Consider the following 13,836-nt stretch of genomic DNA (forward strand, 5'->3'; position numbering starts at 1 on the left):
ATTTAGGTGATTTTATATTTATTTAACTTCTTCAAAGTCAACGTCTTCGACATCACTACTTTCAGCTTGTCCGTTTTGGTTAGCATCTGGTCCTGGAGTTTCACTACTACCTTGTTGTGATTCAGCTTGTGCTTTGTACATTTCTTCAGAAGCAACTTTCCATGCTTCGTTTATTTTATCTAAAGCTGGTGTAATAAGTTCTAAATCTTTTGTTTCATAAGCTTTTTTCAATTCTTCTAAAGCAGTAACTATAGGTTGTTTTTTATCTTCTGATAATTTATCCCCAAACTCCTCTAATTGTTTTTCTGTTTGAAAGATCATAGAATCCGCTTCATTTAATTTTTGAGCATTTTCAACAGCTTTTTTATCAGCTTCAGCATTAGCTTCAGCATCGGCTTTCATTTTTTGGATTTCTTCTTCAGTTAATCCAGAAGATGCTTCAATACGAATATCTTGTGTTTTATTTGTCGCTTTATCAGTTGCAGAAACTTTAATAATACCATTAGCATCAATATCAAAAGTTACTTCAATCTGTGGTGTACCTCTTCTAGCTGGTGGAATACCATCTAAGTGAAAACGTCCAATTGTTTTATTATCGGCAGCCATAGCTCTTTCACCTTGCAAAACGTGTATTTCTACAGAAGGTTGATTATCAGCAGCTGTAGAGAATACTTGCGATTTTTTTGTAGGAATCGTGGTATTTGCTTCAATAAGTTTCGTCATAACGTTACCCATAGTTTCAATCCCCAATGATAAAGGAGTTACGTCTAATAACAATACATCTTTAACATCTCCAGATAATACCCCACCTTGGATACCAGCACCTAATGATACTACTTCATCTGGATTTACACCTTTACTTGGAGCTTTTCCAAAAAATTTCTCAACTGCTTCTTGTACAGCAGGTATACGTGTAGAACCTCCTACTAAAATAACTTCGTCAATATCACTTTTACTTAATCCAGCAGCTTTTAAAGCAGACTGACAAGGCTCAATAGTACGTTTTACTAAATCGTCAATTAATTGTTCAAATTTAGAACGTGTTAATGTACGTACTAAGTGTTTTGGTCCACTAGCAGTTGCCGTAACATATGGTAAATTAATTTCTGTTTGTGCAGAAGATGATAACTCAATTTTTGCTTTTTCAGCAGCTTCTTTAATACGCTGTAAAGACATAGGATCTTTTCTTAAATCCAAACCTTCTTCTGCATTAAACTCATCAGCTAACCAATCAATAATTTTTTGATCAACATCATCACCACCTAAGTGTGTATCTCCGTCTGTAGAAAGTACTTCAAATACACCATCTCCTAATTCTAGAATAGATACATCATGGGTTCCTCCACCAAAGTCAAATACAACAATTTTCTGGTCTTTACCTTTTTTGTCTAAACCATAAGCTAAAGCTGCAGCAGTTGGTTCGTTTATAATACGTCTTACTTTTAATCCAGCAATTTCTCCAGCTTCTTTAGTAGCTTGACGTTGTGAATCGTTAAAATAAGCTGGCACGGTAATAACAGCCTCAGATACTGTAGTTCCTAAATAATCTTCAGCAGTTTTCTTCATTTTTTGAAGAATCATAGCCGATAATTCTTGAGGCGTATATAAACGTCCATCAATATCTACACGTGGCGTATCATTATCTCCTTTGACAACTTTGTAAGGTACTCGTTCTGCTTCTTTTTTAGATTCAGAATATTTATTACCCATAAAACGTTTAATAGAATAAACCGTTTTCGTAGGGTTTGTTACTGCTTGACGTTTTGCTGGATCACCAACTTTAATTTCGCCTCCTTCTACAAAAGCAATTACTGATGGTGTTGTTCTTTTTCCTTCTGCATTAGGAATAACTACTGGCTCGTTACCTTCCATTACAGAAACGCAAGAGTTGGTTGTTCCTAAATCGATTCCAATAATTTTACTCATAATATTTTTATTTATTTTTTTTTAAATATTCATTTTTTTGTGTCGTTTACTTTATTTCAATCTTTATGCCAACTCAAAAATGCTGACACAGTGTCATATTCAAAATTTTTAATTAGTTTTTTAGTGAATTATAATGGTGCAACACTGGAGGGATCGGGCTATAGGTTACAAGTCCTTACTCATTAATATATGTAGGCTTTACACTGCTTTAATTTGCGCAAAATATTTAAAAAAATTCAACAAAATATTAACTAACCGACTAGAAAAAACACTATATATTTGTACAACTAAAACGATGTAGTACATGGAGAGTATTTCAGTTTTCGATATGCTAAAAATAGGTGTAGGCCCATCGAGTTCTCATACTTTAGGGCCATGGCGCGCTGCGGAACGCTGGATTAAAGAACTTAAGGATGCTAAAGAATTTGATATTGTAGAAGCAGTAACTGTAGATTTATATGGTTCTTTATCCTTGACAGGAAAAGGACATGCTACAGATTATGCCATCATGTTAGGTCTATGTGGAAAAGATCCAGAAACCATTGATACCGATACCATAATTGATATTATAAATGTAATTAAACAAAAAAAGTCTATATTACTTAATGGGGAAAAAAATCTAGAATTCCATCCAGATTCACATATTCTTTTTAATCGAAATTTTTTACCTTTTCATTCTAACGGATTAACTTTTACTGCTATAATTTCGGGTAAAAAATTAAAATCAACTTTTTATTCTATTGGTGGTGGTTTTGTAGTTAAAGAAGAACGAACAATACATAAAAAAAATATTCAAATAAAGTGTTCCTTCCCCTATCCTATTGAAAAAGGAACTGAACTTCTTAAATTTTGTAAAGATTTAAATAAATCAATTTCTGAAGTTGTATTTGAAAATGAAAAATCTATTAAATCAGCAGATGAAATTGATGCAGGGTTAAAACGAATTTGGGATACCATGTTAGAATGCATGTATATTGGATGCCATACAGAAGGAAATTTACCAGGTGGATTAAATGTTAGGCGTCGGGCTTTCGATATACATGAAACATTAAAAGGCGAAACCCCTTATAGTAATCCTATTGAATGGATTTATGCCATAAGAAATACCGAAGTTAAATTCAGGCAAATATTAAAATGGGTAAGTTGTTTTGCATTAGCTGTAAACGAAGTAAATGCTTCTTTAGGTCGTGTAGTTACAGCACCAACTAATGGTAGTGCTGGTGTAATACCTGCTGTTTTAATGTACTATTTAGTTATAGAAAATCATGATGGTAATTATGATGACATCAAACGCTTTTTACTAACTTCAGGAGAGATAGGGAGCATTTTCAAAAAAGGGGCTACCATAAGTGCTGCAATGGGAGGATGTCAAGCAGAAATTGGAGTATCTTCTGCTATGGCTGCTGGTGCTTTATGCGAGTTGATGGGTGGAACACCAGAACAGGTTTTAGTAGCTGCAGAAATAGCCATGGAACATCACTTAGGATTAACCTGCGACCCCATTGGAGGATTGGTGCAAATACCTTGTATTGAAAGAAATGCAATGGGTGCTATAAAAGCTATCAATGCAGCAGAATTAGCTATGGATACAAATCCTGAGAACGTAAAAGTTCCGCTAGATAAAGTGGTTTCAACTATGTGGGAAACTGCAAAAGATATGAGTACAAAATATAAAGAAACCTCAGAAGGCGGTTTAGCCATAGGTGTAAATATGAGCGATTGCTAATTAGTCATTAATAAAATTTACTACTTTTACAACACAACTTAAACAAAAATATATGTCTGTAGCAAAAAAAGAATATAAGCGTATAACTGTAAAAACACTTATTGACATGAAAGCCAATGGCGAAAAAATATCAATGCTTACAGCTTATGATTATACCATGGCTAAAATTGTAGATGGTGCGGGTGTAGATGTAATTCTTGTTGGAGATTCTGCAAGTAATGTTATGGCTGGACATGAAACCACCTTGCCTATAACTTTAGACCAAATGATTTATCATGCATCTTCAGTAATAAGAGCTATTGATAGATCATTAGTTGTTGTTGATTTGCCTTTTGGAAGCTACCAAAGTGACCCAAAAGAAGCGCTGCGTTCTGCTATTAGAATCATGAAAGAAAGTGGTGCACATGCTGTAAAAATGGAAGGTGGTCGAGAAATTAAAGAATCTATTAAGCGAATTTTAAACGCTGGTATTCCTGTTATGGGACATTTAGGTTTAACACCTCAATCTATTTATAAATTTGGAACTTACACTGTTAGAGCTAAAGAAGAACAAGAAGCAGCCAATTTAATTGAAGATGCAAAAATGTTAGAACGTATAGGATGCTTTGGTGTTGTTCTTGAAAAAATTCCTGCAAAATTAGCAAAACAAGTAGCAGAAAGCATTAGCATACCTGTAATTGGTATTGGAGCTGGAAATGAAGTAGACGGACAAGTTTTGGTATTACACGACATGCTTGGAATGACTCACGAGTTTAACCCAAGGTTTTTAAGACGTTATATGAATTTATATGAAGAAATGACATCAGCAATTTCTCAATATGTTGAAGATGTAAAAAGTGTTGATTTCCCTAATGAAAATGAGCAATATTAAATCTAAATTATTCTGAAGATATTTATAGAAAAAGGAAAATTATCAGTAACAAGTAAAAATATTTGCGAACTAGTGGCTAAAAAAACACTTTCCGACAAAGGTAATCTACAAATATTATTTGAAGATAATCACATCATTATTGTAAACAAACGTGCTGGTGATATTGTTCAAGGTGATAAAACTGGTGATAAACCTTTAAGTGATGTTGTAAAAAACTATATTAAGGAAAAATACAATAAGCCAGGTAATGTTTATCTAGGTACCGTTCATAGGCTCGACAGACCTACTACAGGTTTAGTTATTTTCGCAAAAACTAGTAAAGTACTCCCAAGATTAAATAAATTATTTGTTTCTAAAGACATAAAAAAAACCTATTGGGCTGTTGTAAAAAATAGACCTTCGAAAAATAACGATACTCTTTTACATTGGGTCAAAAAAAACCCAAAAAATAATAAATCTTATATATCTTCAAATGAAATAGAAGGCAGTAAAAAGGCTATACTTCAATATGAGCTATTAAAAGAATTGAATAATTATTTTTTATTAGAAGTCAATTTGGAAACAGGGAGGCATCATCAAATAAGATCTCAATTATCAAGTATTGGATGTCCTATTAAAGGCGATTTAAAATATGGCTTTGATAGAAGTAATAACGATGCAAGTATCCATTTACATGCCAGACATATTTCTTTTATACATCCTGTTAAAAATGAACTTGTTAATATTACTGCGCCTTTACCAAAAGATCCTATTTGGGATGCCTGTTCTTATTAAATTAGTATATTTAAATAAAAAAATTGGATACAATTACTGAAATATTAGAAAATGAAAAACTGTTTTTTGAAACTCAGAAAACTAAAGATATCACTTTCAGATTGGTTTTATTAAAGAAATTAAAAAGTGAAATTTTATCTTCAGAAAAAGAAATTATTGAAGCTTTAAATAATGATTTTAAAAAATCTGAATTTGAATCTTACTTAAGTGAATTTAGTTTAGTGATTTCTGAATTAAATTTAGCTATAAGAAAATTACATAAATGGGCTAAGCCTCAACGAGTAAAATCATCTTTATTAACGTTTCCTTCTAGAGATTATATCTATAAAGAACCTTTCGGAACAGTTTTAGTAATTGCTCCATGGAATTACCCTTTTTTATTAGCATTAGAACCTTTAATAATGGCTGTGGCCGCAGGAAACACTGTCGTATTGAAACCAAGTGAATTAACCCAAAATACATCTCTAACTCTTTCGAAAATCATTAAAAATGTATTTCCAGAATCTATGGTTACTTCAGTTGAAGGTGGTATTCAAACTTCAACTGAATTGTTAAGACAAAAATGGGATTACATCTTTTTTACTGGTAGTAGCAAAGTAGGCAAAATTGTAGCTGAAGCAGCTGCTAAACACTTGACTCCTTTTACTCTTGAACTTGGTGGAAAATCGCCTTGTATTATAGATGAAACTATAAATTTATATTTAATTGCACGTAGATTAGTTTGGGGAAAATTTTTTAATGGTGGGCAAACCTGTATTGCACCAGACTATGTGATTGTACAATCTGAAATAAAACCAAAACTTATTGAAGTTTTAAAAAAGGAAATTATAAAAATGTACGGTGAAAATCCTGAGAAATCTGCTGATTTTCCTAGAATTATAAATAAACAAAATACAAAACGACTTAATCAACTTCTAAAAAACGAAACCGTTTTATTTGGTGGTATTTTAGATGAATCCCATAACTACTTGGCTCCTACTTTACTTGATGAGCCTAAACTTGATAGCGCTGTCATGTCTGAAGAAATTTTCGGACCCATTTTACCAATTTTATCATATGAAACAAATGATGATATTTATAATATCATATCGAGTTTTGAGAAACCTTTAGCACTTTATTTATTCTCAAAAAATAAAAAATTTATCAAACATATTTTTAACACCTTTAGTTTTGGAGGTGGTGTTGTAAACGATTTATTAGTGCATTTTGGTAATCACAAATTACCGTTTGGGGGCGTTGGCGCAAGTGGTATTGGGAGCTATCATGGAAAGCATGGTTTCGATTCATTCTCTCACCACAAATCTGTAATGAAACGTGGAACTTGGATAGATCCAAAATTTAGATATCCGCCTTACAGAGGTAAAATAAATCTATTAAAAAAAATATTTAAATTTTTAGGCTAATAAACTAATTGGATATTTTATTGAAAGCTGAACGCCTTTATCTGGCTCAGAGTTTAATTCTAAATACGCATTAATTAAACTTGCCCTACTCTCCATATTTATTAAACCAGAACCTTTTTCAATAGTATTTATATCAAAACCTTTTCCGTCATCTATAGCGGTAATTTCTAAATTATTATTTTGATAATTTAAAATAATATTTAAGTTTTTTGCTTCAGAATATTTTACTGAATTAGATAAAAATTCTTGTACAATTCTAAATAAAATGATTTCATGTTTTCTATTTTTAAAATCAACTTTATCACCAATAATTTGTAATTCGGCAGAATCGAACTTCATCTTTTTCAATCGGTTTAATTCGGTAGTAATTGATTTTTCAAAACCTACATTTAAAACTACTTCGTTGTTTAAAGTTTTAGAAAGCGCTCTCACTTCCGAAAGACTTTCTTTTAATGCATCAGAGGTATCTTTAAATTTGATTTTTATATCATCTGTAACTTGCATTTTTAAAATACTTAACTGCATATTGGCAAATGACAGTAATTGACCAATATTATCGTGTAACTCCCAGCCAATATTCTTTAGAGTTTGCTCTTGAGTTTCACTTTGTGCTTGCGCTATTTCTTCTTCAAACACTTGTTTTTGTTTAATTTTTTCTAATAATAACTTGTTCTTACGTTTTTGGAAAACGATAAAAAACACAATAACTAATGAAGTAATGATAATTAAAACTATTATCATGTATACTAATAAATAACGCTCTGAAGCTGTACTTGCTAATTTTTCTGAGGTTTGCACCATATTAAAGCTAATGTAAAAGTTATATACATTACAATGTTTGCAAACATATAAATTTGCCATCTTAAAAACAGGAAACTCCAATCTCTATTTGGGTTTCCAATTTCGTAAGTAAAATAAACGTCGTAAAAAACTAAAGGTGTAATAATTAACCACCAAATAAAAATGGCCGCACTTATGTAAAAATTTATTGTTTTATAAAAAGTTAATATTCTATTGCTATTTAAGGTTTCTATAAAATAAAACACAGTACATAGGAAAATAACTACAGCACCAGAAATACTAATTATTGGGAAAAATCTATAAAAATAAGCATCCCAATTAAATAAAATGCACATTACAGAAATAATTAAAAAAAATAAACTGACTTTTTTCAATATTTTCTTAAAAATTTCACTTTCTAAAACTTTATTATAGAAAAAGGCGAAAAAAATAATCGCTCCTATTTTCCAATATAGGGTTGCTAACCAGTGATTTTTTTCAAAAACAGTCCCTATTAAAAAATGTAAAAATTTATCAGGATGAACAAATTTTGTATATCTGGCAAGAAATTCGCATAAACTAATATATAAAAGGAAATAAATAAAATATCTTGTTGTTGTGTTTTTATATTTTTTCAACAAAAACAACCCTGTTAAAGCTGCCATGGCTTCAACAGAGTGTGTTATTATCATATAATTGTTTAATAAAAACTCTTCCACTTAATTTTATTGGTAACCATTATTTCCACCAACTCCATCATTTAAAGCTGGTGCTGGGATATCATCATCACTAGGGTCTTGAAAAAGCAAATTAAAACTATTAGCTTCCGAAATCATTTTTTTACCTGTTGGAACAATAAACATCGTGTTTCTGTTCTTTTTAGAGGGCTTAGCATCTTTACCATAATTACCTAAATAAACTCTTACACCTGTCATATTATATCCTAAAGAATCTGATTTTGTCTTTGCATAAAGCAAATACTCGTTGATGTCTTTTAAAGACCACCATACAGAACGAGTTGCCTTTTTAGCACCTTCAACTAGTATCAAGGAATCAATTTTAGTTGGATTATTTTTTGCCCAATTGTCACTTAATTTAATTGCTTGTTCTACACTGATGGTGTCTTTAGGTACTTTTAGCTTAACTGCAGAAAACGAAGTGTCTTCTCTTGGGCAAAAATAATAGGTTAAAACAGCACCTAATAAAAATCCTAAAATAATGTAAGATAATTTTTTCATTTTTAATTATTAATTTGGTTAATAGCTGCCCTAAATTAACAAAAAGATTTAATAGAAATGAGATTTTATTTAATACTTAAGAAGGAAATCCTAACATACTACCCATACCTACAGTAAATAACCAAGATCCATAAATAGCGTGTTCTATTGATACCAAAAGAGTTGATTGTGTTTTTTTAAAAGTTAAAGCAAATAAAATACCTCCAAAAAATGTCAAAACTATAACTAGAAAGTTTTCTAAAAAAATGTGTCCCAAACAAAATACTAAAGCATTTATAAAAATAAGTAATTTTTCATCTTTAAAAAGATTAGAATATCTTTTAAAAAAGAACGTTCTATAAATCAATTCTTGTGGATAAACTGAAAATAAGGTATAAAAAAACAAAATGAAAATCCATAATTTGGGTTTATTAAGAATAACTTCAAATAAAGATTTATTATCATTTAAATAAACAAATAAAGTTGTTATTAAGGCTAATATTATAAATTTAAATAAGGTTTCTCTGCAGAATTTTATCCAATTTAAATTAATTTTCATCTTAAATTTTTCTTTTTCAACTTTAAATAAAATATAGATAATATAGAAAAAACCTGTAATACCGATTAATAACTTTAACCAAAGTGTATAATTAATTGCAAAACTTATCGGAGTAAGTATAAAAATGATAAAAAACTCTAAACTTTTATATTTGATTGTATTCATTTTTAAAAATTAATGGCGGTTGTATGCTTTACTTCGTTAATGACAAACATGCTGTGCGTACTGCCAATATGATTGATTGTAGTAAGTTTTTTTACCATAAATTCTCTAAAAGTTGCCATATCTTCAACTAAAACCTTTAACAAATAATCATAATCTCCGCTAATATGGTAACATTCTAAAACCTCTTTTAAATTAGCAACTTCTTTTTCAAATTTTATTACAAAATCTTGAGAATGTTGTACCAACTTAATATGGCAAAAAACTACAAAATCTCTATGGATTTTATCCTTATTTACTAAGGCAACATATTTATCAATAAATCCTTCTTTTTCAAGTTTTTTTATTCGTTCGTAAACAGCGGTAACTGATAAGTCTAATTTATTGGAAAGTTCTTTATTGGTTTGTTTACTATCTTTTTGTAAATATTCTAAAAGATTTTTATCAATGGCGTCAAATATCATAATTGAAAAATTTTCTTAAAAATAATCATATTATTCATGAATATAGTTTTAATAACTAAAATATTTAATAAATATAGTTTTATTTTCTATATTTTAATTTAATCATTGTTTATTTAACTAAATAAAAAGAAATTTGTTTAAATAAAAATTATACAACCATGGCTTTTAAACCCGCGAATAATATTCAAGATTTACAATACTTTGGAGAATTTGGAGGTGTAAATCCTTCTATATCAGACTCTTCTACCTATACGTTTCTTTCAGCAAAAACCATGTTTGATACGTTTGAAGGAAATGCAGACGGGTGTTATTTGTACTCGCGCCACTCTTCACCTTCTAATTTGTATTTAGGTGAAGCATTAGCAGCTATGGAAGGTACAGAAACTGCCAATGTTTCAGCATCCGGAATGGGTGCCATAACTCCTGTTCTGTTGCAATTATGTGGTTCGGGAGATCATATTGTATCTAGCAGAACTATTTATGGTGGCACTTATGCCTTTTTAAAAAATTTTACACCTAGATTAAATATTGAAACTTCATTTATAGATATTACAGATTTAGAAAAAGTTGAAGCTGCAATAACTAAAAACACTAAAGTTTTATACTGTGAATCTGTTAGTAATCCATTACTCGAAGTTGCAGATATTAAGGGACTAGCCAACATAGCGAAAAAGCACAATCTAAAATTAGTGGTGGATAATACATTTTCACCATTATCTATTTCACCAGCCGTTTTAGGTGCCGATGTCGTGATACATAGTTTAACAAAATTCGTAAACGGTTCTAGTGACACTTTAGGTGGTGTCATTTGTGGCACTCAAGATTTTATTAATGAGTTAAGAAATGTAAACGATGGCGCTTCCATGCTATTAGGTTCTACAATGGATAGCTTAAGAGCTGCTTCTATTTTAAAAAACTTAAGAACGCTGCATATAAGAATGCAACAACACAGTAAAAACGGATTATTTTTAGCTAAAAAATTTGAATCTGATGGCTTGAAAACGGTATATCCTGGTCTGAAATCACATCCTTCTCATGAGTTGTTTAAAAGCATGATGAATGAAGCTTATGGTTTTGGTGGCATGTTAACGATTGATGTTGGATCGATTGATAAAGCAAATGAATTAATGGAGTTGATGCAAAACAGAAATTTAGGATATTTAGCTGTTAGCTTAGGTTTTTATAAAACATTATTTAGTGCTCCAGGGAGTTCTACCTCCTCAGAAATACCTTTGGAAGAACAGAAAAAAATGGGCTTAAGTGATGGTTTGATTCGTTTTTCTATTGGTTTGGACGCAGATATTGAGCGTACCTATCAAATGATGCGAACATGTATGGTAGAATTAAAAGTACTAAGCTAATATTAAATTCCTTTGATTCGCAACCATAAAGAATACATCATATCGCCTAAACTTTCAAATTTAGGCTGAAAAGATTTCATATTTAATCGGTTTTCGTCTTTAAAAAGAAGAAAACTAAAAACAGAAGAATTGGGGTTATTTGTATCTAAAAGAGGGTATCGTAAATCGTTGTATTGATATTCATTTTCATTAATTTGATAGACACTGTAATAGTTATTACTAAACCAAGCTAAATTTTTAATATCATCAAATTGAATAGCCTTTAAATCTCGTTTTTTTGGTATTTTTCTGAAATTTAAAAATCTATTTTTTGTGTCGAATAAAGAGTGGTCTGCAACAAAATAATCAGACTCTGTTTCTGCAATACCATACCAAAGTATATTATTAAAAATAGCTGGCTGGCTACTAAAACGACTGAAACTAATACTATTTTCTTTTAAGGACTTTTTAAAAATTAAATCGATGTAAAGTTTATTTCCAAGAGTAAATAACATATAAACTGAGCTAATTCCAATACCTAACTTTAATAAAAATTGCCGTTGCTTTGAAGCTCTATTAAAAAACATCAAAGCTATCATACAAACTAAAAATGGAAATGTATAAGCAGGATCCACAACTGCTATGTTATTAAAAGCTACTCTATAACTATAAAAAGGCGCAAACAACTGAGTGCCGTATGGCGTAAAACAATCTAGAATGGGATGTGTAAACAAGGCTAAAAACCATAAACAAATCCAATTTTTTTGATTTGTAGTATTTAGATATTTACCAGAATTATAAATTTTAAAACTTAGCCACCCTAAAAAAAGTGAAGCGAAAACTGAGAATAAAATAGAATGCATAAACCCTCTATGAAATAACATAGCATCAATTTCATTATTATAAATTAAATTACCTATAAACACATCTAAATCTGGAATTGTCCCACCAATAGCACCAAAAAATAACGCCTTATTGCCTATTTTTTTTCCTAAAACTGCTTCTCCACAAGCAGCACCTAAAACAATTTGAGTTAGTGAATCCATAAAAATCTATAAAATGAATTACAAATGTAAGTAACTCTTAGCATTTGCATAACTTCGATGAAAATCGTAACATTACATGAACAAAATTTATAACATGCAAGACAACAAAAACATCTCTAAAATAGAAATTGATAACCAAAATATTATTGAAAATAAAGAACTAAGTATTTGGGAAGCCATGATTCCTGTTATCGTTTTGATGTGTTTATTGGCTTATAATATCTTTTTTGCCAATGGAGAAATATTTGGTGGATATTCAAACCAAATTATTCTTTTAATAGGTGGTTTTGTAGCTGCAATTGTTGGTTTCTTCAATAAAGTATCCTTTCAAAGAATGCTCAAAGAAATTTTAGAAAATTTAAAAAGTATTTTAATTCCAGTTATGATTTTACTTTTAGTTGGTGCTTTAGCTGGAACATGGTTAGTTAGTGGCGTGATTCCCGCAATGGTTTATTATGGGTTACAAGTATTAAGTCCGAGTATATTTTTGCCAGCTTGTGTTATTATTTGCGCTATCATATCAATAGCAACAGGAAGCTCATGGACCACTTCTGCTACAGTTGGTATAGCTTTAATTGGAATTGGGAGTGCTTTAGGGATTAGCACCGGTATGATTGCAGGTGCTGTAATTTCTGGAGCTTATTTTGGTGATAAAATGTCGCCTTTAAGTGATACCACAAACCTTGCACCTGCAATTGCTGGAACAGATTTGTTTACCCATATAAGATACATGACTATTACTACAGTACCAACTATAATTATTACACTTTTAGCATTTGGAATTTTAAGTATGACTTCTGAAACTTCAGGAATTGCAGATATAAGTGATTTGCTAAAATCAATAAATTCAACATTCAATATCACGCCGTGGCTTTTTATAGTACCTCTTGCAGTTATTGTATTAATACTATTAAAAACTAAGCCATTAGTTGCATTAGGAGCAGGCGTTATTGGAGCTGCAATTTTTGCATTTGTTTTTCAACCAGATATTTTAACTGGATTAGGGAATTCTAAAATTAATGCTATCGTTACTTCTATTTTAACAGATACTCAAATAGCTACAGATAATGAAAAATTAAATGAGTTATTCTCTTCAGGAGGTATGAATGGTATGATATGGACTATTTTATTGATTACTTGTGCCATGATTTTTGGCGGAATTATGGATGGCATTGGTGCCTTGGCTAGAATAACTAGAGTATTACTTTCTATAGCTTCATCTATTTTTGGATTATTTGCTACAACAGTTATTAGTTGTTTGGGATTAAACGCTATAGCTTCAGACCAATATTTAGCCATAGTAATTCCTGGTAAAATGTTTAAAAAAGCATTTGAAGACAAAGGTTTAGCTCCAGAGAATTTAAGTAGGACACTTGAGGATTCAGGCACTGTTACTTCGGTTTTAATCCCTTGGAATACCTGTGGTGCTTACCAATCTAGTGTTTTAGGTGTTAGTGTTGGTGAGTATTTTATTTATGCAATTTTTAATTGGTTGAGTCCATTCACAACGTTACTTTTTGCTGCTTTAAGAATCAAGATAAAAATGATAAAAGAAAATTAAAATTTGA

Annotated in this window: 13 protein-coding genes; 6 read left to right on the forward strand and 7 right to left on the reverse strand. The window is 30.5% G+C overall.

Features of this window, described 5'->3' with window-relative positions; all coding sequences use genetic code 11:
* Positions 1-18 precede the first annotated feature (18 nt).
* The gene (dnaK, locus tag AC1XJX_RS04805) at positions 19-1,926 is read right to left on the reverse strand and encodes a molecular chaperone DnaK (protein ID WP_482002834.1); all 1,908 of its coding nucleotides are present in this window, start codon (positions 1,924-1,926) and stop codon (positions 19-21) included.
* A 304-nt stretch (positions 1,927-2,230) separates the two neighbouring features.
* On the opposite strand from dnaK, the gene AC1XJX_RS04810 reads away from it, so the two are divergent.
* The 4 genes from AC1XJX_RS04810 to AC1XJX_RS04825 all read left to right on the forward strand — a co-directional run bounded on the left by AC1XJX_RS04810 (position 2,231) and on the right by AC1XJX_RS04825 (position 6,700).
* Positions 2,231-3,652 (forward strand): L-serine ammonia-lyase, encoded by a 1,422-nt coding sequence (locus tag AC1XJX_RS04810; RefSeq protein ID WP_482002835.1) that lies wholly within the window; start codon positions 2,231-2,233, stop codon positions 3,650-3,652.
* 52 nt (positions 3,653-3,704) lie between these two features.
* Positions 3,705-4,523 carry a 3-methyl-2-oxobutanoate hydroxymethyltransferase gene (panB, locus tag AC1XJX_RS04815; protein ID WP_482002836.1) on the forward strand — a complete coding sequence of 273 codons (819 nt, stop codon included), beginning with the start codon at positions 3,705-3,707 and terminating at the stop codon, positions 4,521-4,523.
* A 72-nt stretch (positions 4,524-4,595) separates the two neighbouring features.
* On the forward strand, positions 4,596-5,297 hold the full coding sequence (locus AC1XJX_RS04820; RefSeq protein ID WP_482002837.1) for an RluA family pseudouridine synthase: 702 nt from the start codon (positions 4,596-4,598) through the stop codon (positions 5,295-5,297).
* A 23-nt stretch (positions 5,298-5,320) separates the two neighbouring features.
* Entirely contained in the window at positions 5,321-6,700 is a 1,380-nt protein-coding gene (locus tag AC1XJX_RS04825) for an aldehyde dehydrogenase (RefSeq protein ID WP_482002838.1), read from the forward strand.
* Here AC1XJX_RS04825 and AC1XJX_RS04830 read toward each other — a convergent pair.
* The 5 genes from AC1XJX_RS04830 to AC1XJX_RS04850 all read right to left on the reverse strand — a co-directional run bounded on the left by AC1XJX_RS04830 (position 6,692) and on the right by AC1XJX_RS04850 (position 9,882).
* Positions 6,692-7,501, reverse strand: coding sequence for a sensor histidine kinase (locus AC1XJX_RS04830; protein ID WP_482002839.1), 810 nt, complete (start codon positions 7,499-7,501; stop codon positions 6,692-6,694). The genes AC1XJX_RS04825 and AC1XJX_RS04830 overlap by 9 nt on opposite strands.
* Positions 7,477-8,172 carry a hypothetical protein gene (locus AC1XJX_RS04835; protein ID WP_482002840.1) on the reverse strand — a complete coding sequence of 232 codons (696 nt, stop codon included), beginning with the start codon at positions 8,170-8,172 and terminating at the stop codon, positions 7,477-7,479. Before AC1XJX_RS04835 ends, AC1XJX_RS04830 begins: the two co-directional genes overlap by 25 nt.
* Before the next feature lie 33 nt (positions 8,173-8,205).
* The gene (locus tag AC1XJX_RS04840; RefSeq protein WP_482002841.1) at positions 8,206-8,718 is read right to left on the reverse strand and encodes a hypothetical protein; all 513 of its coding nucleotides are present in this window, start codon (positions 8,716-8,718) and stop codon (positions 8,206-8,208) included.
* Between the two features lie 76 nt (positions 8,719-8,794).
* A complete protein-coding gene (locus AC1XJX_RS04845; RefSeq protein ID WP_482002842.1) occupies positions 8,795-9,421 on the reverse strand; it encodes a CPBP family intramembrane glutamic endopeptidase in 627 nt (208 codons plus the stop codon).
* Between the two features lie 2 nt (positions 9,422-9,423).
* Positions 9,424-9,882 carry an Lrp/AsnC family transcriptional regulator gene (locus AC1XJX_RS04850; protein ID WP_482002843.1) on the reverse strand — a complete coding sequence of 153 codons (459 nt, stop codon included), beginning with the start codon at positions 9,880-9,882 and terminating at the stop codon, positions 9,424-9,426.
* 158 nt (positions 9,883-10,040) lie between these two features.
* Between AC1XJX_RS04850 and AC1XJX_RS04855 the strand changes: the two genes are divergently transcribed.
* Positions 10,041-11,243: an aminotransferase class I/II-fold pyridoxal phosphate-dependent enzyme gene (locus tag AC1XJX_RS04855; protein WP_482002844.1), complete on the forward strand. Its 1,203-nt coding sequence runs from the start codon at positions 10,041-10,043 to the stop codon at positions 11,241-11,243.
* Positions 11,244-11,245: 2 nt separating this feature from the next.
* Here the strand turns inward: AC1XJX_RS04855 and AC1XJX_RS04860 are convergent, their stop codons facing one another.
* Complete coding sequence (locus AC1XJX_RS04860) at positions 11,246-12,268, reverse strand: metal-dependent hydrolase (protein ID WP_482002845.1); 1,023 nt, start codon at positions 12,266-12,268, stop codon at positions 11,246-11,248.
* A gap of 94 nt (positions 12,269-12,362) precedes the next feature.
* On the opposite strand from AC1XJX_RS04860, the gene nhaC reads away from it, so the two are divergent.
* The gene (gene nhaC, locus AC1XJX_RS04865; protein ID WP_482002846.1) at positions 12,363-13,829 is read left to right on the forward strand and encodes a Na+/H+ antiporter NhaC; all 1,467 of its coding nucleotides are present in this window, start codon (positions 12,363-12,365) and stop codon (positions 13,827-13,829) included.
* The last annotated feature ends 7 nt before the right edge of the window (positions 13,830-13,836 follow it).

The sequence above is a fragment of the Flaviramulus sp. genome (assembly GCF_982512915.1).

Excerpts from the sequence above, each read along its gene's own strand:
- dnaK (WP_482002834.1), bottom strand. The coding sequence starts at position 1,926 with ATGAGTAAAATTATTGGAATCGATTTAGGAACAACCAACTCTTGCGTT.
- AC1XJX_RS04810 (WP_482002835.1), top strand. The coding sequence starts at position 2,231 with ATGGAGAGTATTTCAGTTTTCGATATGCTAAAAATAGGTGTAGGCCCA.
- panB (WP_482002836.1), top strand. The coding sequence starts at position 3,705 with ATGTCTGTAGCAAAAAAAGAATATAAGCGTATAACTGTAAAAACACTT.
- AC1XJX_RS04830 (WP_482002839.1), bottom strand. The coding sequence starts at position 7,501 with ATGGTGCAAACCTCAGAAAAATTAGCAAGTACAGCTTCAGAGCGTTAT.
- AC1XJX_RS04835 (WP_482002840.1), bottom strand. The coding sequence starts at position 8,172 with ATGATAATAACACACTCTGTTGAAGCCATGGCAGCTTTAACAGGGTTG.
- AC1XJX_RS04840 (WP_482002841.1), bottom strand. The coding sequence starts at position 8,718 with ATGAAAAAATTATCTTACATTATTTTAGGATTTTTATTAGGTGCTGTT.
- AC1XJX_RS04845 (WP_482002842.1), bottom strand. The coding sequence starts at position 9,421 with ATGAATACAATCAAATATAAAAGTTTAGAGTTTTTTATCATTTTTATA.
- AC1XJX_RS04850 (WP_482002843.1), bottom strand. The coding sequence starts at position 9,882 with ATGATATTTGACGCCATTGATAAAAATCTTTTAGAATATTTACAAAAA.
- AC1XJX_RS04855 (WP_482002844.1), top strand. The coding sequence starts at position 10,041 with ATGGCTTTTAAACCCGCGAATAATATTCAAGATTTACAATACTTTGGA.
- AC1XJX_RS04860 (WP_482002845.1), bottom strand. The coding sequence starts at position 12,268 with ATGGATTCACTAACTCAAATTGTTTTAGGTGCTGCTTGTGGAGAAGCA.
- nhaC (WP_482002846.1), top strand. The coding sequence starts at position 12,363 with ATGCAAGACAACAAAAACATCTCTAAAATAGAAATTGATAACCAAAAT.